Origin of the sequence: Microbacterium sp. HMH0099, assembly GCF_049384025.1 — a bacterium.
GTDB lineage: Bacteria > Actinomycetota > Actinomycetes > Actinomycetales > Microbacteriaceae > Microbacterium.
On the sequence record NZ_JBMRJR010000001.1, the window covers coordinates 452,499 to 478,665 of the forward strand.

20 protein-coding genes are annotated in these 26,167 nt (G+C 71.9%); 14 read left to right on the top strand and 6 right to left on the bottom strand.

Annotation, left to right across the window (positions count from 1 at the left end; translation table 11 throughout):
- Nucleotides 1–78: 78 nt before the first annotated feature.
- Nucleotides 79–3,648 carry a S8 family serine peptidase gene (locus tag ACO03V_RS01965; protein ID WP_423136409.1) on the bottom strand — a complete coding sequence of 1,190 codons (3,570 nt, stop codon included), beginning with the start codon at nt 3,646–3,648 and terminating at the stop codon, nt 79–81.
- A gap of 319 nt (nt 3,649–3,967) precedes the next feature.
- Here ACO03V_RS01965 and ACO03V_RS01970 point away from each other — a divergent pair, with 319 nt between their 5' ends.
- The 5 genes from ACO03V_RS01970 to ACO03V_RS01990 all read left to right on the top strand — a co-directional run bounded on the left by ACO03V_RS01970 (nt 3,968) and on the right by ACO03V_RS01990 (nt 9,205).
- Nucleotides 3,968–4,543, top strand: coding sequence for a dihydrofolate reductase family protein (locus ACO03V_RS01970; protein WP_423136410.1), 576 nt, complete (start codon nt 3,968–3,970; stop codon nt 4,541–4,543).
- A gap of 129 nt (nt 4,544–4,672) precedes the next feature.
- Entirely contained in the window at nt 4,673–5,230 is a 558-nt protein-coding gene (locus ACO03V_RS01975) for an ECF transporter S component (RefSeq protein WP_367731742.1), read from the top strand.
- A 113-nt stretch (nt 5,231–5,343) separates the two neighbouring features.
- On the top strand, nt 5,344–7,098 hold the full coding sequence (locus tag ACO03V_RS01980) for an ABC transporter ATP-binding protein (RefSeq protein WP_423136411.1): 1,755 nt from the start codon (nt 5,344–5,346) through the stop codon (nt 7,096–7,098).
- Nucleotides 7,095–7,865, top strand: coding sequence for an energy-coupling factor transporter transmembrane component T family protein (locus ACO03V_RS01985; protein ID WP_423136412.1), 771 nt, complete (start codon nt 7,095–7,097; stop codon nt 7,863–7,865). The genes ACO03V_RS01980 and ACO03V_RS01985 overlap by 4 nt, the downstream gene beginning before the upstream one ends.
- Nucleotides 7,866–7,933: 68 nt before the next feature.
- Entirely contained in the window at nt 7,934–9,205 is a 1,272-nt protein-coding gene (locus ACO03V_RS01990; RefSeq protein ID WP_423136413.1) for an LCP family protein, read from the top strand.
- A gap of 164 nt (nt 9,206–9,369) precedes the next feature.
- Here the strand turns inward: ACO03V_RS01990 and ACO03V_RS01995 are convergent, their stop codons facing one another.
- Entirely contained in the window at nt 9,370–9,804 is a 435-nt protein-coding gene (locus ACO03V_RS01995; RefSeq protein WP_423136414.1) for a hypothetical protein, read from the bottom strand.
- Between the two features lie 104 nt (nt 9,805–9,908).
- A complete protein-coding gene (locus ACO03V_RS02000; protein WP_423136415.1) occupies nt 9,909–11,060 on the bottom strand; it encodes a M15 family metallopeptidase in 1,152 nt (383 codons plus the stop codon).
- 106 nt (nt 11,061–11,166) lie between these two features.
- On the opposite strand from ACO03V_RS02000, the gene ACO03V_RS02005 reads away from it, so the two are divergent.
- Nucleotides 11,167–12,279 (top strand): Rv2578c family radical SAM protein, encoded by a 1,113-nt coding sequence (locus ACO03V_RS02005; RefSeq protein WP_423136416.1) that lies wholly within the window; start codon nt 11,167–11,169, stop codon nt 12,277–12,279.
- A 49-nt stretch (nt 12,280–12,328) separates the two neighbouring features.
- Here ACO03V_RS02005 and ACO03V_RS02010 read toward each other — a convergent pair whose 3' ends face one another.
- On the bottom strand, nt 12,329–14,674 hold the full coding sequence (locus tag ACO03V_RS02010) for a DEAD/DEAH box helicase (RefSeq protein ID WP_423136417.1): 2,346 nt from the start codon (nt 14,672–14,674) through the stop codon (nt 12,329–12,331).
- A 334-nt stretch (nt 14,675–15,008) separates the two neighbouring features.
- Between ACO03V_RS02010 and ACO03V_RS02015 the strand changes: the two genes are divergently transcribed.
- Both ACO03V_RS02015 and ACO03V_RS02020 read left to right on the top strand, forming a co-directional pair.
- Nucleotides 15,009–15,632, top strand: a complete 624-nt coding sequence (locus ACO03V_RS02015; protein WP_423136418.1) for an antibiotic biosynthesis monooxygenase — start codon at nt 15,009–15,011, stop codon at nt 15,630–15,632.
- Nucleotides 15,629–16,534 (top strand): aldose 1-epimerase family protein, encoded by a 906-nt coding sequence (locus ACO03V_RS02020; protein WP_367731695.1) that lies wholly within the window; start codon nt 15,629–15,631, stop codon nt 16,532–16,534. Before ACO03V_RS02015 ends, ACO03V_RS02020 begins: the two co-directional genes overlap by 4 nt.
- An 89-nt stretch (nt 16,535–16,623) precedes the next feature.
- Here the strand turns inward: ACO03V_RS02020 and ACO03V_RS02025 are convergent, their stop codons facing one another.
- Nucleotides 16,624–17,406, bottom strand: coding sequence for an SDR family oxidoreductase (locus ACO03V_RS02025; RefSeq protein WP_423136419.1), 783 nt, complete (start codon nt 17,404–17,406; stop codon nt 16,624–16,626).
- On the bottom strand, nt 17,403–18,221 hold the full coding sequence (kduI, locus tag ACO03V_RS02030; RefSeq protein ID WP_423136420.1) for a 5-dehydro-4-deoxy-D-glucuronate isomerase: 819 nt from the start codon (nt 18,219–18,221) through the stop codon (nt 17,403–17,405). Before kduI (ACO03V_RS02030) ends, ACO03V_RS02025 begins: the two co-directional genes overlap by 4 nt.
- Before the next feature lie 133 nt (nt 18,222–18,354).
- On the opposite strand from kduI (ACO03V_RS02030), the gene ACO03V_RS02035 reads away from it, so the two are divergent.
- Genes ACO03V_RS02035 through kduI (ACO03V_RS02060) form a run of 6 tightly spaced genes read left to right on the top strand, consistent with a single transcriptional unit; the run spans nt 18,355 to nt 26,153 of the window.
- Complete coding sequence (locus ACO03V_RS02035; RefSeq protein ID WP_423136668.1) at nt 18,355–19,653, top strand: ABC transporter substrate-binding protein; 1,299 nt, start codon at nt 18,355–18,357, stop codon at nt 19,651–19,653.
- Nucleotides 19,650–20,573 (top strand): carbohydrate ABC transporter permease, encoded by a 924-nt coding sequence (locus ACO03V_RS02040; protein ID WP_367731689.1) that lies wholly within the window; start codon nt 19,650–19,652, stop codon nt 20,571–20,573. Before ACO03V_RS02035 ends, ACO03V_RS02040 begins: the two co-directional genes overlap by 4 nt.
- Complete coding sequence (locus ACO03V_RS02045) at nt 20,570–21,454, top strand: carbohydrate ABC transporter permease (RefSeq protein WP_423136421.1); 885 nt, start codon at nt 20,570–20,572, stop codon at nt 21,452–21,454. The genes ACO03V_RS02040 and ACO03V_RS02045 overlap by 4 nt, the downstream gene beginning before the upstream one ends.
- A gap of 16 nt (nt 21,455–21,470) precedes the next feature.
- Complete coding sequence (locus tag ACO03V_RS02050; protein WP_423136422.1) at nt 21,471–24,236, top strand: hypothetical protein; 2,766 nt, start codon at nt 21,471–21,473, stop codon at nt 24,234–24,236.
- The gene (locus ACO03V_RS02055) at nt 24,226–25,323 is read left to right on the top strand and encodes a glycoside hydrolase family 88 protein (RefSeq protein ID WP_367731633.1); all 1,098 of its coding nucleotides are present in this window, start codon (nt 24,226–24,228) and stop codon (nt 25,321–25,323) included. Before ACO03V_RS02050 ends, ACO03V_RS02055 begins: the two co-directional genes overlap by 11 nt.
- Nucleotides 25,320–26,153 carry a 5-dehydro-4-deoxy-D-glucuronate isomerase gene (gene kduI, locus ACO03V_RS02060; RefSeq protein ID WP_423136423.1) on the top strand — a complete coding sequence of 278 codons (834 nt, stop codon included), beginning with the start codon at nt 25,320–25,322 and terminating at the stop codon, nt 26,151–26,153. Before ACO03V_RS02055 ends, kduI (ACO03V_RS02060) begins: the two co-directional genes overlap by 4 nt.
- The last annotated feature ends 14 nt before the right edge of the window (nt 26,154–26,167 follow it).

A 26,167-nucleotide genomic window follows, 5' to 3' on the forward strand; every position in this document is an offset into this window, starting at 1 on the left:
GCCATGCCACCCGCGGGCTTCGGTGGAACGCGGACGCGGCGCCCGAGCCGGAGCCCGGACGCCGCGTCGGCGGGTGGATCAGCGGCGCACGGTGAAGCTCGTGCGACCCTCCGAGTCCTCGATGGTCTCGGAGCCCGGGTAGGTCGCCGTCACGCGCTTGGTCCCGCGGGTCTGCGGGTCCGTCGTGATGGTCGCCGTGCCGTTCTCCAGAGTGGCCGTGTACTGCTTGCCGTCGACCGTGACCGTCACGTCGCCGGTGGCCGCGGGGCCGCCCGTCGGGCGCACCTGCACGGTCACGGCGAACGTGTCGCCGGCCGAGCCCGAGCGGGGCGTGACCGAGACGGTCGTCCGCGAGGCGACGACGACGGGCGTGCCCGCGCTGTCGGCCGTGCCGGTGAGCGCGTTGCCCTCGGCGGTGGCGGTGACGCGGACCGAGAGCACCGTCCCGAGGTCCGCGCGCTGGACGCGGTACGTCTTCGACGTCGCTCCGGCGATCGGCTCCCCGTTCCGCAGCCACTGGTAGGCGACGGTCACGTCGGCCGGGTCCCAGGTGCCGGGGGTGGCGGTGAGCGTCCGACCGAGCTTCGCCGTGCCCGAGACCGTCGGCGCCTCCACGATGGTCGGCGGGGCCTGGCCCGAGTCGACCGTCAGCACCGTCTGCACGCTCGAGGCGCCGTACTGCACCACGCCGAGGTAGCGCGTCTCGGGCGTGAGGCCCTGCCACGACAGCTCGTACGACACCGGAGTGCCCTGCGTGGCCGGCAGCGGGTTCGGCGTCGCGGTCAGCTGGCCCTCCCCACCGGGGGTGACGCTCGAGTAGGTCATGTCCCACGTGAACGGGTTCGTGAACGAGTAGATGTTCGCCTCGATCAGATACGTCCCGGGCGTCGGGTTCGCCAGCGAGACCCGCTCGTCCGCCGAGCCGGACGCCGAGGTCCACTGCTCGTAGTACCGCAGGTCGTCGGCGCTCACGACGCGCGACACGAACAGGTCGAGGTCGCTGCCGGTGTCGTCGGACGAGTCGAGGTCGAAGCGCGAGAGCGTGGCGCCCTCGGGGACCTCGACGATCCAGCGGACGTAGCCGTCCGCGTCGCCCGACTGCTCGTCGCCCGAGTGCCCCTCGACGGGGTTGTCGGCGTCGGTGAGCAGCTCGACGGCGGCCAGGCCGGACACGGTCAGCGGCAGGTCGCCGCTCACCCCGGGCAGGACCTCGACGCTCGTCGTGCCGGAGAGACCCTCGCCGGACACCTCGGCCGGGGCCTCGGCGGTCACGGACTGGATGGCGATCGGCGAACGCACCTGCGTGTCTCCGCCGGTCCAGGTGAGGAAGCCGGTGGTCCACTGCTCGGCCGGGGCCGTCGTGCGCGTGAAGGTGACCTCGAAGGTCTTCGTCTCACCCGCGGCGCCGAACGTCAGCGATGCCGGCTCCACGGTGGCATCCACGCCGGGGACGTCGATGGATGCCGTGAAGGTCCCGGCCTGCGTCGAGGTCACCGACCGCGTGACGGTCTGGGGCTTCGCGAGCGATCCGATGGAGATGGACGCGAGGTTGAGGTCACTGCCGTCGATCGGCTCGACGCCGAAGTCGTACAGGCCCTTGCCCTGCAGGAACGCGGCCCAGTCGCTCGGGCCGTTCAGGTACAGCAGTCCCGGCTCGAAGAAGCGCGTGGGGTCGACGTGGCCGGCTCCCTGCGCGAACGGGTCGGTGACGTCGTTGCCGTCCGCGTCGACCGTGTCGTACGCGGTGGTCATCATCGCGGACTTCACCTCGGCGGGCGTCGCGGTCGGCCGCTCGCCCAGGTAGAGCGCGGCGAGACCCGCGATGTGCGGCGACGACATGGACGTGCCGGAGAGGAACTCCCAGGTGGGAGCCGCACCCTCGGCGTTCGCGGCGGCGGCGAGGATCGCCACGCCCGGTGCCGAGATGTCCGGCTTGAGCACGTCGCTGCCGTCGGCGAGCATCGGTCCGCGGCTGGAGAAGCCGGCGACCTGCGGGGTCGGGGTCTCCGCGCCCGTGGTGTTCTCGCCGACCAGGGTCGCCGTCGGGTCGGATGCCTCGCGCACGAAGGTCAGCAGGGCGTCGCGGTAGCGCGCGTCGATGTGGACGGTCGGCACGCTGTGGAAGTCGTTGTCGACCGAGGCGGGGGTGACATTGACGAGGACCATGCCCACGCCTCCCGCCTCGTCCACGGCCTGCGACTTCTCGACGCGGGCGTTCTGACCGCGGTCGCAGACGACGATCTTGCCCGCGGCGGCCGCGGCGTCGATCGTGTCGAGCAGGCACAGCGCGGCGTTCGCCGGCGTCGCCCCCGCGGCGGGGATGTCACCCGCGTAGACGAGCTCACCGGTGAGGGGCTCGCGGACGGTGACGGACGCACCCGCGAAGCTCTGGCCGTCGCCGAGCTGGACGGTGCCCTCGTACGTGGGGATCGTCGACGCGGCGACGGTGGTGTACCAGGGCGACGCGTGGTCGGCGGTCGAGGCTCCGGGACCGGAGTTGCCGGCCGAGACGGAGACGAAGATGCCGGCCGCGGCGGCGTTGAAGAACGCCTCGTCCTCGAGGGCGAGGGTGGTCGTGGCCGCGCCGCCGCCGATGGAGTAGTTGATGACGTCGACGTTGTCCTCGACCGCGGCGTTGATTGCGCCGAGCAGGTCGCTCAGGGCGCAGATGTCATCGGTGGTCACGAGCGGATCCGGGCCGGAGTAGCACGCCTTGTACGCGGCGACCTTGGCCGCGGGTGCGACGCCCGAGATCTGCCCGAAGTCGATGCCCTCCACGGACGCGTCGACGCCGTTGTTGCCGGCGGCCGTGCTCGCGGTGTGCGAGCCGTGCGCGTCGCCGTCGCGGGGCGAACGGTAGTCGCCCTCGAAGGTGAAGCCGGTGCCGGCCGCGCCCTGGTCGAAGTAGCGGGCGCCGACGAGCTTCGTGGAGTAGTCGTCGAGCGACCAGCCGTCGCCGGCCTCCACGCGGGGCGACCGAAACTCGGTCCCGTCCGCCTTGTTGAACACGACGTCGTTGCCGTCGAGGTAGGGCTCGTCGCCCGGGGTCGTGCCGAGCGGCTCGCCCGCGAACGACGGGTTCTCGGGGGCGATGCCGGTGTCGATGACGCCGACGACGACGCCTTCGCCCGCGGCGCCGATCCCGCCGACCTGCTCCCACACGCCGCCGGGTCCCTCGAGGCCGAGGAACTCGGTGGAGGGCACTGCCACCGGGTGCCGGATCTCGTCGGGCACGACCCGGCTGACGCCCTTCGTCGAGGCGAGCTTGGCGGCCTGGTTCGGGTCCATCGCGGCGCTGAAGCCGTTGACGGCCAGCGTGTAGGAGTAGTCCGACTCGACGCCCGCCTCGGCGGCGACGTCCTCCTGGCGCTCTTCGAGGAAGGCGGAGTACTCGCGCACCTCCTCGCTCGTCGGATCGAGGCGGTCGCCCTCCTCCGGCTGCGTGGCTCGGAGACCTGCCTCACCGCCGTCGTACGTCGCGGCGGGGGCCTCGTCGAGGACGACGATGTAGCGACCCGTGGTCGACTCGATGGGAGTGGGGGATGACACCTCCCCGACGGACTCGACGGCGTGCGCGGATGTCAATCCGGCACCGGTGAACAGCCCGGCCAATGCGATGACCGCGGCCGAACGCAGGGTACGACCCATAGTGCGCTCCAAACGGGGGGATGAGTTGAGCGATGTGCGCGGCGTCTCCGGCGCGCGTTGCACAAACATAACTCACAGCCAATTCCTCACCAACGTTTTTCTTGGACGGGATACGAAAGCCCGGTCGGACGTCGCCACGGGCAATCCCTGAGGGTCGGCCCCGGTTGCGCATCGACTCGCGTTTCGCACCGGCGTTCGGCGCCGAGCTGATCCGCGAGGCGGGCCACCGTCGGTGCGAAACCGATCGGTCTCGCACCGCGCCGGGGGTCTGGAGACGAGCTGTCAGCCTGCGTATGGTCGACCCATGAGCCGGGTCATCGTGGAGCAGCTCATCACCGCGGACGGGTTCGTGCAGGACTCGGACGGCGGCATGGAATTCATGGACGTCGAGCCGATCGACGATACGGACCCCGAACAGCTGAAGATGTTGAGCCGGGTCGGCGGCATCGTCCTCGGCCGACGCACCTACGAGATGTTCTCCAGCTACTGGCCGACCGTCGACCCCGCCGACGAGCCGGTCGCCGAACGGATCAACTCGCTCCCCAAACACGTCATCAGCAACACTCTCGACGCCGCTCCGTGGGGCGACCTCACCCCGGCCATCATCGAGAAGGGCGACCCCGCGGAGACGGTCGCGCGACTTCGCTCGGAGGTGGAAGGCGACCTCATCGTGTGGGGAAGCCTGCAGCTCACCGATGCCCTGTTCCGCGAAGGGCTGGTGGACGTGTTGCGCCTCCGCGTTGTTCCCAGCCTCATCGGTGAAGGTCGCGGACCGACGCCCGCCGACATCGGCCACACGGTGATCAGACAGGTCGCGAGCCACGCAGGCCCCGGCTGGGTGACGATCGAATACCAGATCACGAACCGCGATGACGGCGTGACCTCGGGCGCATAAGCGCGTCGCCCGCGAGCGAGCCATGCCCGACACCCGCACATGCGGCTGAGCGGCCACGCCCCTTCTCCTCGACTCGACCCGAGACCCCCGCGCACACCGCCTGTCGGAGCCCGCCGATACGCTGGGCGGGTGTCCTCGGCATCCGGTCTCTCCACGCGCGTCCTGCTGGTCTGCGCCGCGATCGGGGTGGGCACCGGACTCCTCGGCGGCGCGGCCGGCTGGCTGACGCTCGTCGTCCTCGCCGGCGCCCCGTGGGCGTACGGCCTGGTGCTCGGCTCGCACGTGCTGCCCGGCATCGTCGCTCAGCAGGTCGTCCGTCGCCCGTGGGTCGCCCTGATCACCCACGTCCTCGCCGCGCTCGTCGCGAGCGCCACGGCCCCGCAGTGGACCTTCCGCTTCCTCGGGACGGCGCTGCTCTTCGGCGGCATCCAGGAGGCCGTCGCCGCCCTCACGCGGTACCGGTCCTGGGCTCCGGCCCGCTTCTTCGTCTCCGCCGTGATCATCGGTCTGGTCGTGGCCGTCGCGGTGTGGTTCGCCGCCGACATCGCGAGTCTCACCCCCGTGGCCCGCATCGCGTACCTCGTGATCGGGGTCGTCGGACCGGTCGCCTGGACAGCGGTCGGCCTGTCCGTCGGGGCGGGTCTGCGGCGGGCGGGCGTCGCCCGCGGGCTGTCGTCCTCGCGCTGAGCGGCACCGCTCGGACATCGCGGGACCGGACCGCTCCTTCGACGTCGAGGGTCCCGGCATCCATGTGAGGGCAGCCTAAGTAGCCTGGGAGCTCACCGATCGACAGGATCCCCGTGCCCGCGCTCCCGCATCCCTCCGAGACGCCCGCCGCCGCGGACGCCGGAGCGCTGCTGCACCTCCGCGACGTCGCGATCACCCATTTCGAGTCCGAGCGGCCGACGCCCGCCGGCGTCTCGTTCGACGTCCACCCGGGCGAGACCGTCCTGCTCCTCGGCCCCAGCGGCTCGGGCAAGTCCACGCTGGCCCTCGCGCTCAACGGCCTGCTCCCCCACGCCGTCCCCGGGACCGTCGCGGGCATCGTCCGGACGGGCGGAAGGGATGCCACCACCACCCCCGTCGCCCAGCTCGCCGCCACGCTGGCCATGGTCTTCCAAGACCCCGACGCCCAGCTCGTCACCGGCTCGCTGCTCGACGAGGTCGCCTTCGGCCCGGAGAACCTCCGCCTCCCGGTCGAGGTCGTCCTCTCCCGCGCCGAGGTCGCGCTGCGCCGCGTCGGCCTGTGGGAGCGCCGTCACGACACCCCGGACGTGCTCTCCGGCGGCGGCCGTCAGCGCCTCGCCGTCGCGTGCGCCCTCGCGATGGGGTCGCCGCTCCTCGTCCTCGACGAGCCGACGGCCAATCTCGACCCGCAGGGCGTCGACGACGTCTACGCCGCCCTGCGCGACATCGCGGACGACGGGGATCGCGCCATCCTCCTCATCGAACACAACCTGGATGCCGCCCTCCCCCTGATCCGCCGAGTGGTCGCCCTCGACGCGCGCGGTCGCGTCGTCGCGGACGGGACCGTCGACGAGGTGCTGCGCGACCGCGCCGAGGAGCTGCACACCTCGGGGGTGTGGCTGCCGACGGCGGCCCTCGCAGCGCTGCGGCTCCGGCGCGCGGGGTACGACTTCGCGCGGATGCCGCTCACACCGGCTGAGCTGCGGGAGGAGCTCGAGCGCAGTGCACCCGTCGCGGGGCGGTCGATCGAGGTGTCCTCGCGGCCGGAGGGGGCGGCATCCCTCCCTCCGATCCTGACCGTGCGCGGCCTCACCCTCTCGCGCGGGCGCACACCGGTGCTGCACGGGGTCGACCTGGACGTGCGGCGCGGCGAGTTCGTCGCGATCGTGGGGGCGAACGGCGCCGGAAAGACGACGCTCGTGCAGGCCGTCGCGGGGGTGCTGCGCCCGCCGCGGGGCGCGGTGCGCATCGCTGGCGACGACATCCGGCGCCTGTCGGCACGGGCGCGGGCGGAACGGGTCGGCTTCGTCTTCCAGAACCCCGAGCACCAGTTCGTCACGACCACGGTCTTCGACGAGATCGCCTACGGTCTGCGGCGGCGGCGCCTGCCCGACACTGAGGTCCGCGCGCGCACGTCCGCCCTGCTCGACCGCTTCGGGCTCGCCGATCGCGCGGACGCGCACCCCTTCCTGCTGTCGGGCGGGCAGAAGCGTCGGCTGTCCGTCGGGACCGCGCTCGTCGGCGGGGCCCAGGTGCTGATCCTCGACGAGCCGACCTTCGGGCAGGACCGCGCCCGCGCGGACGAGCTGCTCGGTCTGCTCGACGATCTGCGCGCCGAGGGGACGACCATCGTCGTCGTCACCCATGACATGCAGCTGGTGGCCGAGCACGCGGACCGCATGATCGTCGTCGCGGACGGGCGGATCGCGGCAGACGGTCCGACCGCCGCGGTGTTCGCGGACGACGCCGTGCTCGCGCGTGCAGGACTGCGCCCCCCGCCGCTGCGGGACGCCTTCACCGGGATGTCCCGGCATCCGGAGCTGCGCGGCACCGTGCGCCTGCGGGACCTCCCCGGAGGCGACGCGTGACCGCCGACCTCGCCGCCCCGCCCCGCCCGCGGCCCCTCCAGACGCTGAACCCGCTGGCGAAGCTCGCCGCGCCGCTCCCCGCGATGCTCGCGCTCGTCTTCGTCCGCGACCTCGTCGCGCCGTCGCTCTTCCTCGGCGCGGCCCTCGTCGTCCTGCTCTGCGGTGCACGGCTCACCCGCCGCACCCTGACCATGCTCTTCGTCGTCGTGCCCGCCGCGGTCGTCGTCGTCTCCCTCGGCTTCGCGATCTGGGTCGACACGGACGGCCTGGATGCCACCACCCCCCTCGTCCGGATCGGGGACGGGACCCTCACCGACGGAGCTCTCCTCATCGGCCTCGCGACCGGCCTCCGCCTCGCCGCCATCATGACGCTGGCCTTCATCGGCGGACTCACCACGACCGGCGCCGACCTCGTCCGCGCACTCGTGCAGCAGCTGCGCGTGCCGTACCGCATCGGCTACGCGGCTCTCGCCGCCATCCGGTTCGTCCCGCGGTTCGCCGTGGAGCTGCGGGTCATCCGTCAGGCCCATCGCGTCCGCGGCACCCGCGGCCCGCTGCGCGCCGCCGGCTACGTCGTGCCGCTCCTGGCGGGCGCCATCCGGCACGGCGAGCGCGTGGCGCTCGCGATGGACGCGCGCGCCTTCGGCGCGCACCGGGACCGCACCGAGCGGCACCTCGTCGCCGTCCGCCGGCGGGACGTCGTGTTCGTCCTCGCCTTCTGGGTGATCTCGGTGGTGATCCTGGCGCTGGCCGGCCTGGCCGGTTGACGCACGGCCCGTCGTTCTCGGCACACGCCCACGCCGCCCTAGACTGCGACGAAACCCGAGGAGGCGCCATGGCACGGCGACGTCGCACCCTGGCTCAGCATGCGCGCCTGCGCTCGCCGCACCCGTTCTCACAGCTGATGAAGCTCGTCGCGGTCGGGGTGGTGGTCGTCGTGGTGGCGACCCTGTCGACCGTCGCGTACGCGGCCTACGACCTCACCGCGAGCTTCACCCGGGAGGCGGTCGCGGTCGAGAACCCGATCGCGGTGCCGCCCGACATCGGCGAGATCGAGGGCGGCGTCAATCTCCTCGTCGTCGGCATCGACGAGTGCGAGGACGATCTGAAGGAGCTGCTGGGCGACCGCTGCGACGGCGCCGACTCGGACACGCAGCTGAACGACGTGACGATCCTCCTCCACATCTCCGAGGAACCGCGCCGGGTGACCGTCGTCTCCTTCCCGCGCGACCTCATGTTCACCGCCCCCGGGTGTGCGCGCACCGACGGCGGCCGCTGGGACGGCGGGTTCACGCAGATCAACGAGCTGTACTCGATCGGCGGTCTGTCGTGCGTCATGACCGCCGTGTCGGACATGAGCGGACAGCAGATCCCCTTCGGCGCCATGGTGACCTTCGGCGGCGTCATCGACGTCACCTCCGCCATCGGCGGCGTCGAGGTCTGCCTCGCCAACCCGATGGTCGACCGGAACACCGTCATCGACTGGCCCGCGGGTCCGCGCACCATCAAGGGCGTCGAGGCGCTGCAGTTCCTGCGCACCCGGTACGGGGTGGGCGGCAGCGACCTCGCCCGCGTCAGCAACCAGCAGCAGTACATGTCGCGCCTGGCTCGCACCCTCGTGAGCGAGGAGGTGCTCACGGACGCGGGCAAGCTCTACCGTCTGGCCTCGACGGGCCTGCGGAGCGTGACGCCCACCGAGACGCTGACCAACCCGATGACGCTCGTGCAGATCGCGCTCGCCGTCCGGGACGTGCCGTTCGAGGACATCGTCTTCGTGCAGTACCCGAGCGTCCCCGCCAGCTTCAACGCGAACCGGGTCGAGCCCGACGAGGACGCCGCGCAGGTGCTGTGGGACGCCCTCGCCGCGAACCAGCCGATCGAGGTCACCGGCGAGGTCGGCGCCGATGCGGGCGTGGTCGAGGTCGTACCCGACCCGGTGCCGGGCGCCGACCCGAGCGAAGCGCCGGTGCCGACCGACGACCCGTCCGCGGAGGAGCCCGTCGTCGAGGCCGGCGAGGTCGATCCCCGCACCGGCAAGGTCGCCCTGCCGACGTCCATCACCGGGTCGAGCGCGGCGCAGCAGACCTGCAGCGCCGGCACCGGCTGATGCCTCCTGCCGGTCCGACGCCCTGGGGTGAGCCGCGTTGCTCGCGGCGGCATGTCCCACTATGTGCAGCCGGGCCTGGGGGATGTCCCACTATGTGCAGCCGGCAGCCCTCCGACCTGCACAAAGTGGGACACGCTCACCAGGGACCGGCCGGTGGAAGCGCGTCAGGAGGCCTCTGCGGCGGGGGTCCAGGCGACGTACGCGTCGCCGGGGCCGGCGGCGACCGCCCACCGGCCGCAGACGAACACCTCGTCGACGTCGTAGACGTCCGGCGCATCGTCGATGGACATGGTCGGCGCGCTCACGCGTTCCGTCTCGGTGCAGCCCGTCGGAGCGGTGGCGCTGGTGAACAGGATCGACTCCACGCCGTCCTCCCGCGTGGATGCCACCCGGGAGATGCTGCGTGCGTCGGACGGCATCCAGTCGAGGGTCGTGCCCCTCTCCTGCGCGAGCTCGACCGGGTTGGCGTGGGTGGTCTGCTTCATGCCGTAGGCGACATCGTTGACGAGGGCGCACCCCGCGGTGGTGAGGAAGATGGCGGCGAGCCCGGCGACGGCGGCACCGGGGCGGGAGCGGTTGAGGAAGGTGGAGAGCGTCATGATTCGAGGCTCTCAATCAGGCGCGTGCGCGCGCGTCGGCTGAGAGGGTGAAGCCGGTCCGCCGAGCGGATGATCCCGCTTCGCCCGACGGGTGAGGTCGATTGTCAGTAGCTCGGCGCCGCCGGCAGCCCGAAGAACTCCTCGAGCGTCGTGTAGCCGCCGTCGTGGTACGCGGCGGCGAGCTCCGGGCCGATGTACCGCAGATGCCACGCCTCGGGCTCGTAGCCGGTGACGTCGGTGCGCCCCTCGACGTAGCGCGTGATGTACCCGTACTCCCAGGCGTGGTCGCGCACCCACGCGCCCTGCGGCGACCCGGCCACGTCGTCGAGAGTGCCGCACGAGCCGCTGCACGGCACGATGTCGACCGCGAGACCCGACTGGTGCTCGCTGAACCCGGGGCGTGCGCTTTCCAGGTCGGCCTGCGCCACACCGCCCACCGACACGCGGGCGGCGTACGTGGACTGCTGGGTCGTGTACGACCGGAACGCGCTCAGATAGGCAATCTCCCCCGCGCCGGCGTCCCGCGCGGCGCTCGCCAGGGCCGTCAGCGCCTCGGCCGCTGCGGTGCGCATGGCGGTGTCTTCGAGGGCGCGCATCCCGGCGGGCGCCACGAGGTCGCCCGGCCGCCAGTCGATGGGGTCGTACGGGCGCTGCTTGTTCACGACGGCCCACTCGCGGGTCGGGTCGCTCAGCGACACGCACGGGGCCAGCCCGGTGGCGACGGCACGGCGGAAGGACTCCCCGCCCCCGGCCGCGGCGATGGCGCCCCCGTCGTCGCCCGCGGAGAGCGCGTCGGTGAACGCCGGGTCGTCGCACGGCGAGGCGGTCGCCGGGACGGCCTGGACCGACGGCACGGGGAGCCCCTCGCTCGGCACCGTGTTCATCACGGCGGCAGGGGCCTGGTCGAGGGCGAGGTCGACGGCATCCCCTCCCCCGTTCGCGGAGGCGGCGCAGATCGCGATCCCCCCGGCGGCGACGACGGCGACGACGGCGACCACGACGGTCAGCCGGTGGCGGCGGGGAACGACGGACGGGGATGCCGCCCGCAACTGGCGTCGTGTGACGGCGGTCGCGTCCCGCGGTGACGCGGTCGGCGGCCCGGCGACAGGGCTCGGCGGTGCCGCGGTCGACGCCGATCGGGAGGACGGGAGGGATGCCGCCGCCGTCGGCGGGAGGGAGATCGCCGCGGTGGCGCGACGCTCGGCCTCCGCGCGCGCGGCGCGGCGGGGGGAGGTCTGCGGATCGGGCGACGTCATCCCCTCCATTGTCCCCGGTGACCCTGGGCGGCGGCGACTCCGGCCACCCTTCGAAAAAGCGGCCCGCACGGTTGCGGCACAATCGAATTTATGTTCCCCTGGAGCGATGAGATGGCAAGGACAGCAGCTGGGCGTGGACGACACATCCGCGCTCCCCGGCATGGAGCGCATGGACGGCCTCGTCCGCTCGGTCACGACCCCCGAGTTCGCGGGCATGACGTTCCACGAGGTCCTCGCCAAGAGCGCGCTCAACCGGGTGCCCGGCGTCTCGGCGATGCCGTTCGACTGGACGGTGAACCCCTACCGGGGCTGCACGCATGCATGTTCCTACTGCTTCGCTCGGAAGACGCACGAGTACCTCGACCTCGACTACGGGGCGGACTTCGACTCGCAGATCGTCGTGAAGGTGAACGTGGCCGAGGTGCTGCGGGGAGAGCTCCGCCGGGGTTCGTGGGCGCGCGAGCCCGTCATGCTCGGCACGAACACCGACCCGTACCAGCGCGCCGAAGGCCGCTACAAGCTCATGCCGCAGATCATCGGCGCGCTCACCGACAACGGCACCCCGTTCTCGATCCTGACCAAGGGCACGCTGCTGCGTCGCGATCTGCCGCTCCTGACGGACGCGGCGCAGCAGGTGCGCGTCTCGCTCGCGATGTCGATCGCGGTCTTCGACGACGCCCTGCAGCACTCGATCGAGCCCGGCACCCCCAGCGCCGACGCCCGGCTCGAGACCGTGCGCGCCGCCGCCGCGGCCGGGTTCCCGGTGACGGTGTTCCTCATGCCGATCCTGCCGCACCTGACCGACTCGATCCCGGCGCTCGACGACGCCCTCGCCCGCATCCGCGCCGCCGGCGCCGCGCGCGTGGTCTACGGGGCGCTGCACCTGCGTCCCGGCGCCAAGCAATGGTTCCTGCAGTGGCTCGAGCGCGAGCACCCGCACCTCGTGTCGTCGTACCGCGGCCTGTACCCCGGCGTCTCGACGCAGGCGCCGAAGGCGTACCGCACGTGGCTCGGCAAGCGGATGCGCCCGCTTCTGCGGATGCACCGCCTCGACGGCTGGGACGAGGACGACCACCCGCGCGGCCGCCCGCAGCCCGGACTCGCGTCGCGCGAACAGCCCACGCCCGACCGTCGCGGCCTGGGTCCGGTGCGGACGACCGGGGTGGCGGCATCCATCCGCCCCCGCGTCGTGCCGGCGAGCGAGCCCACCCTCTTCTGAACGCACGAGACCCCCGCCGCAGCAGCGACGGGGGTCTCGACAGGGGTGCTTACGCGGTGACGTCGCTCAGCTGACGGCCCGAGAGCTCCTCGAGCACGTCGTCGCCGAGCTGAGTCTCCTCGAACGGCGCCGCGATCTCGGCACGATCGAGCAGCTCGGTCATGCGGCGACGACGCTGGCGGGTGATCAGGGTGACCACGGTGCCGCTGCGCCCCGCACGACCGGTACGGCCGGAACGGTGCAGGTACGTCTTGTACTCGTCGGGAGCGTCGGCCTGGATCACGAGGTCGATGTCGTCGACGTGGATGCCACGGGCGGCGACATCCGTGGCCACGAGCACGTTCACGCGGCCCGAGGTGAGCTTCTCGAGGTTGCGCGTGCGCTTCTGCTGGTTGAGGTCGCCGTGCAGGGCGACCGCGGCGATGCCGGCGTCGTCGAACTGCTCGGCGAGCATCTCGGCGTAGGCACGCGTGCGGGCGAAGACGAGCGTCTTGCCCTCGCGGTCGACGAGCGAGTCGAGGATCTGCGCCTTGTCGCGGTGCTCGATGACGAGGACGCGGTGCTCGATGGTGCTCGAGTCCTGGTCCTCCCCGGCGACCTCGTAGACGGCGGGCTCGACGAGGAACTCGTCGACGAGGGCCGCGACCTCACGGTCGAGTGTGGCCGAGAACAGCAGCTTCTGGCTGCCCTTGGCGGTCGCGCGGAGGATGCGCTGCACGGGCTCGAGGAAGCCGAGCTCGCACATGTGGTCCGCCTCGTCGAGGACGGCGACCTGCACCTCCGAAAGGTCGAGCTTGCCCTGGTTGAGCAGGTCCTCGATGCGGCCGGGGGTGCCGATGATGATGTCGACGCCCTTCTTCAGCGCACCCACCTGGCGGGCCTGCGGCACACCGCCGTAGATCTGCGTGGTGAACAGTCCGACGCTGCGCGCGATGACCTGGACGGTGCGGTCGATCTGCAGGGCGAGCTCGCGCGTCGGGGCGAGGATCAGCGCCTTGGGAGAACGACCGAACTCGCGACGCTGGCCGGCCTGGGCGCGGAGGATGCTCTCGACGAGCGGGGCGCCGAAGGCGATCGTCTTGCCCGAGCCGGTGCGGCCGCGGGCGAGGACGTCGCGGCCCTCGAGGATCGGCGCGACGGTCGCCGCCTGGATCGGGAAGGGGTTCGCGGCACCGAGGCCCGCGAGCGCGCGGACGATGTTGTCGCCCAGACCCAGCTCGGCGAAGCCGGCACCGGTCACGGTCGCGGCGTCGACGGCCTCGGCCTGCAGGCGCTCGTGAACGACGTCGACGCGCTGCTCGTGCTCGGCGGAACGCTTCGGGGAGGCGTTCTCCCCACGCCCACTCCACCCGCCGCTATCGCGTCGGGCGGAGCCTCCGGGCGCGTGGGCCCAATCGCTGCGGCTCGGGCCGTCGTTCCGGCGCGGGCGGTCGTCGAACGAACGCGCGGGACGGTCACCCGCGTCGCGGCGGGGACGCTCGTCGCGGTCGAACGAACGGGCCGGACGGTCGGTCCGGTCGAACGAACGGGTCGGACGGTCGTTCCGGTCGAACGAGCGAGCCGGGCGGTCGGTCCGGTCGAAGGAGCGAGCCGGGCGGTCGGCGGCGTCCCGACGGGGACGCTCATCGCGGTCGAACGAGCGCGCGGGACGCTCGTTGCGGTCGAACGAACGGGCCGGACGGTCGGTCCGGTCGAACGAGCGAGCCGGACGGTCGGTCCGGTCGAACGAACGGGCCGGACGGTCGGTCCGGTCGAACGAGCGAGCCGGGCGGTCGGCGGCGTCACGACGGGGACGCTCATCGCGGTCGAACGAGCGCGCGGGACGCTCGTTCCGGTCGAACGAACGAGCGGGACGGTCGTTGCGATCGAACGAACGAGCCGGACGGTCGTCGAACGACCGAGCGGGACGCTCGTCGAACGAACGCGCCGGGCGGTCGTTGCGATCGAACGACCGAGCCGGACGCTCACCGGCGTCGCGACGGGGACGCTCATCGCGATCGAAGGACCGCGCGGGACGGTCGAACGAACGCGCGGGGCGCTCGTTGCGGTCGAAGGACCGAGCCGGACGGTCGTCGTAGGAACGGGCGGGGCGGTCGTCGCGGCGTCCGGCCGCGGCATCCCGATCCGGACGGCCGAAGCGGTCGTCGCGAGCCGACGTGCGGATGCTGCGGGCCTCGTCGCGACCGGCACGGTCCGACGCGCTCCAACGGCGCTTCTCGGGCGTGGCCTCGGCGGCGGGGCGGTAGCCGCGGTGGTGGGGGCTCTTGCTGCCGGGCTTGTCGGAGGCCTCGGCGTCGGGGCGACGCTTGCGGTCCTGGAACGAGGTCTTCGCGCCGTAGCGCGGCTCGAAGTTCTTGGCGGCGCGGCCGCCGGCCGGCTTCTTGTTCTTGGGCATGACGATGTCCTTCTGGGTTCTGTTTCGCGCGAGACAGCGGCACCGCGCGCAGCGGTGCGAAACCCGGACATCCGTCGGCCGGGGGCCATTCACTAGAGATGGTCGAGGCCGCGATCGCGTCCTGTCCATCGGCCCCTTGGACTCACAAACCCATCCGCGCCTCACGCGCGGTGTCCAGAGCCGACCGCACAACGTTACAGCCCGCGCCTGGGAATGGCATCCATGTCCCCCTATGTGCAGGTTCCCCGCCCCGAAGCTGCACGAAGTGGGACACGCCCCACCCCCACCCCGGCACCCCCACCGCGAGGCGCGGGGCCTGACGGAAGATAGACGCATGGCAGACACCGACGCCCACCCCATCACGGTGGCGATCGAGCGGCGCATCGACCCGACGCGCACCGCCGAAGCGACCTCCTGGATGCAGGCCGGCACCGACCTCGCGACCGCTTTCCCGGGCTTCCTCGGCTCGGGATGGGTGCGCGCGGGCGAGGACAGCGACCTCTGGTACATGCTGTACCGCTTCTCCGACCTCGCCACCCTGGAGGGGTGGGAGACGTCGTCTCAGCGCAGCTGGTGGCTCGAATCGGGCCGGCCGTTCGCCCGCGAGGAACGCGTGGAACGCCGCACCGGCATCGAGGGCTGGTTCGACGCGGCCTTCGGCTCGGTCCTCGAACGGACGGATGCCGCCACCTCTCCGATCCAGCAGCCCGTTCCGGTCGCGCCGCCGCGGTGGAAGCAGGCCGTGACGATCTGGGTCGGCTTCTTCCCGACGAACCTGCTGGCCTCGTTCCTGCTCGGATTCGTGCCCGGCTTCGCCGAGGTCCCGCTGGTGCTGCGCGTCCTGGCGACGACCCTGCTGCTCACCCCGATCATGACCTACGCCGTCCTGCCGTGGGTCACCCGCCTGCTGCGCCCCTGGCTGCAGCGTCCGCCCCGTACACGGAAGGCCACCTCATGACCGCCGATCCCACCGGCCAGCGCTTCCGACTGCGCGGACCCCGCTCCTCCGTCGAGGTCACCCAGGTCGGCGCCGCGCTGCGCTCGCTCGTCGTCGACGGCGTCGAGCTCGTTCCGCCCTACCCGGACGACGCGCCCACCCCCGCCGCCTGCGGCGTGGTCCTCGTGCCGTGGCCGAACCGCATCCGCGACGGCCGGTACACCTTCGACGGCACCGACCAGCAGCTGGCGATCAGCGAGCCGAAGTTCGGCAACGCCAGTCACGGCCTGCTGCGCTTCGGCGCCTACACGCCCGTCGAGGCGACCGAGGAGTACATCACCCTCGGCGCCGACGTCGTCCCGCAGACCGGGTACCCCTTCCACCTGCGCACCCGCGTCACGTACGAGCTGCAGCCGGAAGGACTCCGCGTCGCGCATCGCGTCGAGAACGTCGGTGCCCGGACGGCGCCGTTCGCCCTCGGCATCCATCCGTACCTTCAGATCGGGGGCGTCCCGACCGCCGATCTCACCGTCCGTTCGACGGGCACCACCACTCTCGTGATGGACGACCGCAACATCCCCGTCGACGAGGTGCCGGTCGACGGCGACGCCGATCTCCGCGGTGGTCGCCGGCTCGGCGACGTCTCGCTCGACAACGCGTATCGAGGTCTGGATCGGGATGCCACCGGCTTCGCCCGCCACACCCTGACGGCGCCGGACGGGCGCGCTGTCGAGCTGTGGCAGGACCGCTCGTTCGGCTGGGCGCAGGTGTTCACGACGGACCGCTTCCCGGAGCACCCGCTCGCGGTCGCGATCGAGCCGATGACGGCGCCGGCCAACGCCTTCGCCTCCGGCGTCGACCTGCGCACCCTCGCGCCCGGCGACGTGTTCGAGGCCCAGTGGGGCGTGACGTTCCGCGGCTGAAGACGTCTCTCGTCGAGATCGCACGTGCGGCGCGAGAGCACACGTTCGCGCCGGCCCGGAGCGCGTGATCTCGCGCCCCGAGACCTCGATCAGCGGGCGAGCCACCCCCCATCGACCACCAGCACGTGGCCGTTGACGTAGGCCGCATCCGGGCCGCAGAGGAACGCGGTCGGACCGGCGATGTCGGCGGCATCGGCCCACCGGCCGGCGGGGATGCGACCGCGGATCTCGCGCTCGCGGGAGGCGTCCTCGCGCAGGGCGGTGGTGTTGTCCGTGCGCACGTATCCGGGGGCGATCGCGTTGACGGTGACCCCCGCGGCGCCCCACTCGTTCGCGAGCGCCTTCGTCATGCCGACGACGGCATGCTTGCTCGCGGCGTACGACACCACGTTGATCCCCCCTTGGAACGACAGAAGGGACGCGATCGTCACGATCCGGCCGTAGCGCCTGTCGACCATCCCCCGCCCGACGGCCTGAGTGAGCAGCCAGACGGCGTTGAGGTCGACGTCGAGAACGCGGCCCCACGCGTCCGGCGCGTGATCGACCGCGGGCTCCCGGTGGATGATCCCCGCGTTGTTGACCAGGATGTCGATCGGCTCCCCCGCCGCGAGCTCCGCCCCGACGGCCGACGTCGCCGCGAGATCGGAGAGGTCGCAGGCGACCGTCGAGACCCGATGCCCCTCCGCCCGCAGCTCGTCCGCCCCGCGATGCACCGATTCGCGCCCCACCAGCAGCAGGTCGGCACCGCGCTCGGCGAGCGCCCGCGCGCAGGCGAGCCCGATCCCGCCTCCGGCGCCGGTGACGACGGCCCGCCTTCCCGCGAGCGGCAGCGCGGTGGATGACGGACGGAGGGATGCCGCCGCCCCGCTCACCGCAGTCCTCCCACGTCGACCGCCTCGACGTCGCTGTAGTCGACGTTCTCCCCCGCCATGGCCCAGATGAAGCTGTACGCCGCTGTCGCCGAGCCCGAGTGAATCGACCACGGCGGTGACACGACGGCATCCCGGTTCCGCAGGATGAGGTGACGGGTGTCGTCCGGGCGACCCATGAGGTGGACCAGCGGAGCATCGCCGAGGCCGTCGTAGAGGTAGATCTCGGTGCGCCGGGAATGCGTGTGCGCCGGCATGGTGTTCCACACCGACCCGGGTTCCAGGGTGGTGATGCCCAGCACGAGCTGGTCGGACCGGATGCCGTCGGCGTGGACGTACTTGCGGATCGTCCGATCGTTCGCGCCCTCCGCCGAGCCCAGGCGCACCGCCTCGACCTCGTCCCGCCGAGCGAGCGCCGCCGTCGTCGACCCGTGCGCCGGCGCGGAGACCAGGTACACCTCGCCGCGCCCGCCGAGTCGGATGCCGGTCGTCCCCCGGGGCAGATAGAGGACGTCGTGCGGACCGACGACGAACTCCCCGGCGGAGGAGAGCACGGCGACCTCGCCCGACAGCCCGACCAGTGCGGCTTCGCGCCGCTCGAGCAGGTGCGACGCCCGCAGCGCATCCGGAGCGGTGACGGCCAGCTCCTCACCCGCCGGGCTGATCCCCGCGATGAGCAGCCGATCGTCGTGGGTGTACGCGAACCTGACCTCGCCGGTCCGGAAGAGGTCGGAGACGACGAAGCGCTCCCGCAGCCTTCGCGAATCGAGCGCGCTCACGTCGTCCGGGTGTGTGCTCCACAGTTCGGAAATCGTCATCCCTGCTCCTTTGTATTCCGCTGAGCGGAAAAGGTTTCCTATCCAGCAGAACTCTATCCATAATGGGGTTCGTTGTCAGCAGGCGCCGGGAATGAGCCCGGCAGCGTGAATCAAGGAGGATCTCGTGGCACACATGCGAAGGCGCATCGGCGCGGCACTGGCGGTCGGTCTCGCCGTCTCCCTCGTCGCGGGCTGCGCGCCGGGCCCGATCGAGGACGACTCGCCGCAGGAGGTGCAGTCGATGGACCCGGCGGACTTCGCCGGGAAGACCCTGACGTACATGTACTTCACGGACGGCCCCGACGAGCAGGCGACGCGGGACCTCGTCGCCCAGTTCGAGCAGCAGTACGACGTGACCGTGGACCTCGAGATCCTGCCGTACGCCGACATGGTGACCTCGACGCTGAACCGCCTCTCAGGCGGCAACGCCCCCGACGTGGCCCGGCTCACCAGCCTCACCGACTTCCGCGACGACCTGCTCGAGCTCGACCCCTACCTCGGCGACGACTACGCGGACCAGTTCCTTCCCGGACCGCTCGAGGCCGTGCGCAGCGACGACGGCGCCCTGCTCGCGGTTCCGAGCGATCTGACGATGAACGGCCCCTTCGTGAACCTCGATCTGTTCGAGCGCGCAGGAGTGCCCGTTCCCGAGAAGTGGACCTGGGACGAGATGATCGCCGCCGCGACGAAGGTCAAGGAGGCGACCGGCACGCCCTACGCCTTCGCGATGGACAAGTCGGGGCACCGTCTGTCGACGGTGCTCAGCGAGTACGGCACCTATCTGCTCGGCCCCGACGGCAACGCCCTGGACGTCGACACGGCCGTCGAGGCCCTGCAGCCGCTCGTCGACATGATGGCCGACGACGACATGCCCGCCGACTTCTGGCTCGGCTCGGGATCGCGTTACGCCGGCGCGAACGAGATCTTCCTGTCGGGAGACGCCCCCGTGTACCTCTCCGGCAACTGGCAGGTCGCCCAGTTCGCCAAGAACGCCGGGTTCTCCTGGGCGGTCGCGCCCAACCCCTGCGCCGAGCAGTGCGGGGGCTTCCCGGGCGGGAAGTTCATGGCCGCCTTCCGCGAATCCGAGAACCCCGCCCTCGCCGCCGAGTTCCTGCGCTTCATGAACGACACGGAGCACCAGGAGACCTTCGTCGCCACGGCGGGCGCCCTCTCCACCCGCAAGGACCTGTCGGAGACCGGCGTGACCTACGCGGACCCCGTCACCCAGACGGCGATGGACACGTTCCGGGCCGATCTGCTCATCACCCCCGAGGCGGGCTTCGCCTCCAATGCCAACCCGGCCTTCGCCGCGGCGGCGACCGACCTCGTCGAAGCCGTCTCCCTGGTAGTCAGCGGACAGACCGATCTGCGTTCCGCTCTGACGACCCTCGACGGGCAGATCGACGACCTCGTGGCGGAACTCGACCGATGACCACCGTCACCATGACGACCTCCCGGCCGCCGCGGACGCGGTGGTCGGGGGGCCGGTGGGGCATGCGCCTCGCCCCCTACCTCTTCCTGCTGCCGAACATGGCGATCTTCGCCGTCTTCACGATCTACCCGGCGGCCAACGGCTTCAACATGTCGCTGTACGAGTCCAACAACGGCCGGACGTTCCGGCCCGTCGGCCTCGACAACTACTCGCGCATCCTCTCCGATGACGAGTTCTGGGGCGTGGCGCGCAACACGGTCGTCTACGCCCTGGCGTTCGTCGTGCTGGGCACGCTCATCGCGCTCACGATGTCGGTGCTGGTGAATGCGCAGCAGCGCGGAAAGACCTTCTTCCGCGCGGTGTTCTTCATCCCCGTCCTGGTCTCGCCCGTCGTCGTCGGCCTGATCTGGAACTGGATGCTGGAACGACAGAACGGCCTGGTCAACACCGCGCTCGGCTGGATCGGCATCCCCGCGGTCCCCTGGCTCGTCGAGGGCCCGGCCGCGATGGTCGCCATCGTCCTCGTCGGGATCTGGATGCAGATGGGGTTCTACCTCCTGATCCTTCTCGCCGGCCTCCAGTCGATCGACCCGAGCCTGTACGAGGCGGCTCGCATGGACGGCGCGAACTGGTGGCAGCAGTTCCGCTCGATCACCGTTCCGATGCTGCAGCCGAGCCTCGTCGTGGTCGTGGTCCTCGCCACGATCCACGGGTTCCAGTCCTTCGACTTCATCTACACGCTCACCGGCGGCGGGCCGGTGGGTGCCACCACCCTGATGGTCCAGTACATCTACGAGAACGGCTTCCAGTCGCCCATCCGCTACGGCATCGCCACCGCCGGGGGCGTGCTGCTGTTCCTCGTGGTCTTCACGCTCACCATCGTCAACTGGCTGATCAGCCGTAAGAGGGAAGCCGTATGAGCGCCACCCGCACACTCACCACGGCCGAGCGTCCCGCCCGGACGTGGACGTCGCTGAGCCCGAAGAGCCCGAAGGTGTCCGACGTGCTGCGCGTCGTCATCCTCGTGGGCGGCGCGCTGGCGTGCCTCATCCCCCTGCTGTGGATGTTCCTCGGGTCCTTCAAGTCGCAGAGCGAGCTCGCCGCCCGACCGCCGTCGTTCCTCCCCGACTCCTGGGGCCTCGACAACTACACGGAGGCACTGAGCAGGTTCAACTTCGCTCAGTACCTGACGAACAGCGTGATCGTGACGGTCGCCGCGACCGTCCTGACGGTCGTCATCAACGCGATGGCGGCCTACGCCCTGGCCAAGTACAACTTCCGCGGGAAGAACGTGCTGTTCCTGCTGACCCTGGCCACCATCATGATCCCGCTGCAGGTCATCCTGATCCCGGTGTATCAGGTCGTGGCATCCCTCGGTCTGGTCAACACCCTGTGGGGCATGATCATCCCGGCCGCGGCAACGCCCACCGGGGTGTTCCTGCTCCGCCAGTACATGCTGTCGATCCCCGACGAGCTCATCGAAGCGGCCCGCGTGGACGGTTCGGGCGAGTTCCGCACGTTCGTGCGCATCGTGCTGCCGCTGTGCACCCCGGCCTTGGCGGTGGTCGCCATCTTCTCGGTGATGTGGCGGTGGAGCGACTTCCTCTGGCCGCTCGTCGTCGCCCAGAGCGAGTCGGTCTACACCCTGCCCGTGGCCCTCGCCCGCTTCAACGCCGAGCTCACCGTGCCGTTCAACCTCATCCTCGCGATGGGCGTGGTCTCGACGATCCCGGTCCTGGTGATCTTCCTGATCTTCCAGCGCCAGATCGCCACCGGCATCGCGAACACCGGCATCAAGTAACGCCTCCGGAGAACACATGACTGACCCGACCGCGCCCACGGGGCGCACCGTCCACCTGACCGATGCGGACGGGACCGTCCGCGACTGGCTCGTCTCCCCGGCCTGGGCCCTCCCGTGCACGGACCTCGACCGGTTCCTGAACGCCTCGGGCGAGCCCTGGGGCGGCGGGCGCCGATACACCGACGGACTCCCGGATGCCGCCGACGGACGCTGGGTGCTGACCCAGGGCCCCGACGTGGCGATGCTGAAGGAGCGGATGCTCGACGCGCACGCGATCGACACGGACCAGCGCCTGCCGGACGTGACGGAGGGCGGACCCCTCTCATGGACGGCCTTCGACCGCACGTTCGACGGCACCTGGCGCCGCGTCCGCACCGGCTGGGACGGTCTCGTCGACTGGTCCGCGTTCTGCTTCACCCCGGAGTACCGGGCGTCCCTCGCGGCGACGGTGCTCGAGGTCGACCAGGCCGAGTGGCGCACCCTCGAGCTGCACACGACGGGGCCGTTCGTGCTGTGGGTCGACGGAGGGGTCGTCCTGTCGGGCGGGACGGTGTCGTACATGGAGCCCGAGGTGCACCGCGTCCGCGTGCGGCTGCACTCACGGACCACCGCGATCCACCTCGCGACGTGGCAGGTGGCGTTCCGCGAGGTGCGCCACATCGCGCGGCTGCGCGTGGTGGGACTCCCCGTCCGCGTCGTCATCCCCTCGCCCGGTGCCGATGAACACGCGGCGGCGCTCGCCGAGGGCGTGCTCGCGCGCGTCGGCTCGACGAGCTGGGCGCGCATGGGCGACACCGCCGACCTCGTCGCGCCGCGCGACGTCCGCCTCCGCGTGCGGGTGGGCGACGGCTCCTGGCAGCACGTGCAGGCCGACCCGCGGGGACGCGTGACGTACTCGCTCGCGGGCGCCGCCGAGGAGGAGGACGAGGGCGCCGACGTGGAACGCTCGGCCGGGGCCTCGATGCTCTCCAGCGGCGAGACGATCGTCGAGGTCGGACTCGACGACGACCGATGCCCGCAGACGGTGCGCCTCCGCGTCGCGCCGCTGCCCTCCGACAGCGTCGAGCGCAGCGCCGGCGACCCCGCCCGGTGGCGTGCGGACGTGCTCACCCACGTCGCAGTTGACGGCGACGACGTGCGCGAGGCGGGGGTGGCCGGGGTCCTCGCGCGGTTCGCGCTGGATCCGTCGACCCGGGTCACGGCCGACGACCTGTCGTCCGCCCGCCACCGCATCGTGACCCGCGGCGACTGCGCCGACTTCGAGGTCATCGCGTTGCTGTTCGCCTGGCATTGGATCCCCGAGGCCCAGTGGGCCGAGGGTCTGCGGGAACAGGTGCGGCGCGAGCTGACGGCGATGAAGTACTGGATCACGCAGCCCGGGCTGGATGCCATGTGCTACTTCACCGAGAACCACCAGTTCGTCTGGCACGTCGCCGAGACGCTGGCCGGTGAGGCGTTCCCCGACGACGTGTTCACGGTCGACGGCCGCAGGGGGCGGGACCACGCGGACGAGGCCCGTCGCCGCGCCGCGGGCTGGCTGCAGCGCAAGCTCCGCGGCGGGTACAGCGAGTTCGACTCCAACGCCTACCTCGCCATCGACGCCTACGCGATGACCGCGCTGATCGAGCTCGCCGCCGACCACCGGCTGACCCCGGCGGCGACGACCCTGCTGGACAAGACGCTCGTCACCCTCGCGAGCAACTCGTGGCGCGGCGTGCACGGCGCCGCGCACGGGCGGTCGTACGTGCACACGTTGCGCAGCAGCCGGTACGAGGAGACATCGCCGATCCTGCGCCTGATCGCGGGGGTCGGGACGCTGAACGACGCGGTTCTGCCCGTCACCGCCCTCGCCCTCGCCCGGGAGTACCGCATCCCCGAGGTGGTCCGGGAGCTCGCGCGCACCGAGCCGGAGCTGTGGGAGGGGCGGCAGGTCTACCGCGGCGAGCTCGCCTTCGAGCGCGACCTGCTCTCCCGCCCGTACCGCTCCGACCTCCGTGTGCATCGCACCCCCGACGTCATGCTGGCGAGCGTCCAGGACTACCGCGCGGGCCTGCCGGGGCTCCAGGAGCACCTGTGGGGCGCGACCCTCGGACGCGAGACCCAGGTCTTCGTCACGCACCCCGCCAACGCCGACACCGGGTCGGCCGCCCGCCCGAACGGCTGGGCGGGTCACCGCGTGCTCGGCCGCGTGCATCAGCACGCCGACGTCGTGGTCCACCTGCAACGCTTCACCACGACGGATCCCCGGGCCGCGACCCACCTGTGGTTCCCGACGGCGCAGTTCGACGAGATCCACCGGGACGGCGACTGGCTGTTCGGGCGCCGAGGCGACGGGTACGTCGCCATCGCGACCGACGGCGGTGTGCGCGCGGTCCGCGCCGGCGACACGGCGGACCAGGAATGGATGCCGCGACGTGGCGGATCCGCCTGGATCGCCGTCGTGGGACGCCGTGCCACGGGCGGCGAGTTCCCCGCGTGGTGCCGAGCGCTGGCCGAGAGCGCCGTGGAGTGGCATCCGGATCCCGAGAACCCGGGAGTGCGCTGGCAACCGGCCGGCCGCGCGGAGGTCGAGGTCGGCTGGGACGGCCCGTTCCTCGTCGACGGGACGCCCGCCGGGTTCGAGGACGGACGCATCGCGCCCGAGCCGCACCTGTCCAACCCCGCCGTCACGCTCCGTTTCGGCGACGACGCCGCCGACGTGGTCTGGGGCGGCGCGACCCTGCGTCTCGACATCGCCGCGGCGGTCGCCGCGACCGAGGAGGTGATCGTCGATGGCCGGTGAGGACCTGTCGTCGGCCGAGTCCGCCTCGGCGCCGCTCCCTCCGCTGACGGCCGACCGGTTCTCGGCGGAGCAGCGGCGCCTCGAAGACGACGTGCAGCGCGCGACGGCCGAGAGCGGACTGACCCGGTGGTTCTGGGGCGAGGGCGTGTGCCTGCTCGCCGCCGTCCGCCTGGCCGAGGCTCGGGGCGAACGCACCCCCGCCTGGGTGGAGCGGTTCTTCGCGGCCTACGCCGACGCGCCCCCGACGCTCGAACACGTGAACAACCTCGCCCCGGGCGCCGCGCTCGCCCATCTGCACCGGGCAGCACCGACGGCGGCGAGCGCGTCGCTGATCGCGGCGAGCCTGGAGTGGTACGCGGCGGCGCCGGAGGCGACGCGGACCGCCGAGGGCGCCCTGGAGCACTGGCCGGGCGGCGTGTGGGCCGACACGGTGTACATGGCGGGGCAGTTCCTGCTGCGCGCCGGCATCGCGCTGGACCGACCCGACCTGATCGCCGAAGCCGTGACGCAGTGGCTGCTGCACGCCGACCTGCTGCAGCATCCGGACTCGGCGCTGCTCGTCCACGGCACCAACGCCGGGGTGCGCATCGACTGCCACTGGGGCCGCGCCAACGCGTGGTTCGCGCTCGCGGGCGCGGACCTGCTGCGCACGACGGGCGACGAGCGGGTGCGCGCCCGTCTGGTGCCGCTGCTGCGGGCCGCCGTGGCATGCCAGCCCGATCACGGGGTCTGGGACGTGCTGCTCGACTCGCCGCCGGAGGTCCGCGGCATCCTGGAGACCTCCGCCGCCGCGGGCCTCGGGGCCGCGCTGCTGCGGACGGCGACCGCGCTGGGTCCCGGCGACCCGGTGTCGGCTGGACTCTTCCGTGCCGGAGAACGCGCGGTGCTGGGGGCGCTCGCCTACGTGCGCGACGGTCTGCTCACCCGCGTCAGCGCCGGCACCATCCTCCAGCTCATCCCGTTCGGTTACTCGGTCATCCGCGACGACCGTCCCCAGCCCTGGGGACAGGGTCTGGCGATGGAGGCCCTGGCCGCCTGGCGCGAGACGCACCCCGCCCCCACCGACCACGAGGAGAAGGCCCGATGACCGTCGAGACCCGTTTCGCCCACAGCCCGTCCGCCGTCGCGGCGATGTCGACGTCGCAGCTGCGCGACGCGTTCGTCGCCGACCTCTTCGCGCCCGGCGAGGTGCGCGGCGTCTATCTGCACCACGACCGCATCCTGGCGCTGGGCGTCAGCCCGCTCGCCGAGCCGCTGGACCTCCCCGTTCCCGATCAGGTGCGGGCGCGCACGCTGCTGCAGCGCCGCGAGGCCGGGGTGATCAACGTCGGCGGCCCCGGCCGTGTCGTCGCGGACGGCTCGGACCACCCCCTCGCCCACACCGAGGCGCTCTACCTCGGGCGCGGCACGGAACAGGTGCGCTTCGTCTCGGACGACGCGGCCGACCCGGCGGCGTTCTACGTGTTCACGGCCGCGGCGCACGTCGACCTTCCGACCACCCGGATCGCCCGCGAGCAGATGAACGTGGTGGAGATCGGGACTCCGGATGCCTCCAACCACCGCACCCTCCACCAGTGCATCATCGAGGGTCGTACGCGCAGCGCCAACATCGCGTTCGGCTTCACCACGGTGCATTCCGGGAGCGCGTGGAACACGATGCCCCCGCACACGCACGACCGCCGGACGGAGTGCTACCTCTACTTCGATCTCGCCGAGGCCGACCGCGTGTTCCACATCATGGGCGAGCCCGACGAGACGCGGCACGTCGTCCTGGCCGACCGGCAGCTCGTGGCATCCCCGAGCTGGTCCGTCCACTTCGGCGCGGGAACCGGCCCCTACAGCTTCGTGTGGGCGACGGCGGGAGAGAATGCGGCGTACGACGATATGGACGCCGTGGTGACGGCGGACATCCGATGACGTGTGAGGACGCC

What these genes read in the sequence shown, in the direction of transcription:
- ACO03V_RS01990 (WP_423136413.1), top strand. Translation starts at nt 7,934, where the DNA reads ATGGCACGGCGACGTCGCACCCTGGCTCAGCATGCGCGCCTGCGCTCG.
- ACO03V_RS02040 (WP_367731689.1), top strand. Translation starts at nt 19,650, where the DNA reads ATGACCACCGTCACCATGACGACCTCCCGGCCGCCGCGGACGCGGTGG.
- ACO03V_RS02045 (WP_423136421.1), top strand. Translation starts at nt 20,570, where the DNA reads ATGAGCGCCACCCGCACACTCACCACGGCCGAGCGTCCCGCCCGGACG.
- ACO03V_RS02055 (WP_367731633.1), top strand. Translation starts at nt 24,226, where the DNA reads ATGGCCGGTGAGGACCTGTCGTCGGCCGAGTCCGCCTCGGCGCCGCTC.
- ACO03V_RS02015 (WP_423136418.1), top strand. Translation starts at nt 15,009, where the DNA reads ATGGCAGACACCGACGCCCACCCCATCACGGTGGCGATCGAGCGGCGC.
- ACO03V_RS01965 (WP_423136409.1), bottom strand. Translation starts at nt 3,648, where the DNA reads ATGGGTCGTACCCTGCGTTCGGCCGCGGTCATCGCATTGGCCGGGCTG.
- kduI (WP_423136423.1), top strand. Translation starts at nt 25,320, where the DNA reads ATGACCGTCGAGACCCGTTTCGCCCACAGCCCGTCCGCCGTCGCGGCG.
- ACO03V_RS02000 (WP_423136415.1), bottom strand. Translation starts at nt 11,060, where the DNA reads ATGACGTCGCCCGATCCGCAGACCTCCCCCCGCCGCGCCGCGCGCGCG.
- kduI (WP_423136420.1), bottom strand. Translation starts at nt 18,221, where the DNA reads ATGACGATTTCCGAACTGTGGAGCACACACCCGGACGACGTGAGCGCG.
- ACO03V_RS02035 (WP_423136668.1), top strand. Translation starts at nt 18,355, where the DNA reads ATGCGAAGGCGCATCGGCGCGGCACTGGCGGTCGGTCTCGCCGTCTCC.
- ACO03V_RS02005 (WP_423136416.1), top strand. Translation starts at nt 11,167, where the DNA reads ATGAGATGGCAAGGACAGCAGCTGGGCGTGGACGACACATCCGCGCTC.
- ACO03V_RS02020 (WP_367731695.1), top strand. Translation starts at nt 15,629, where the DNA reads ATGACCGCCGATCCCACCGGCCAGCGCTTCCGACTGCGCGGACCCCGC.
- ACO03V_RS02050 (WP_423136422.1), top strand. Translation starts at nt 21,471, where the DNA reads ATGACTGACCCGACCGCGCCCACGGGGCGCACCGTCCACCTGACCGAT.
- ACO03V_RS01995 (WP_423136414.1), bottom strand. Translation starts at nt 9,804, where the DNA reads ATGACGCTCTCCACCTTCCTCAACCGCTCCCGCCCCGGTGCCGCCGTC.
- ACO03V_RS02010 (WP_423136417.1), bottom strand. Translation starts at nt 14,674, where the DNA reads ATGCCCAAGAACAAGAAGCCGGCCGGCGGCCGCGCCGCCAAGAACTTC.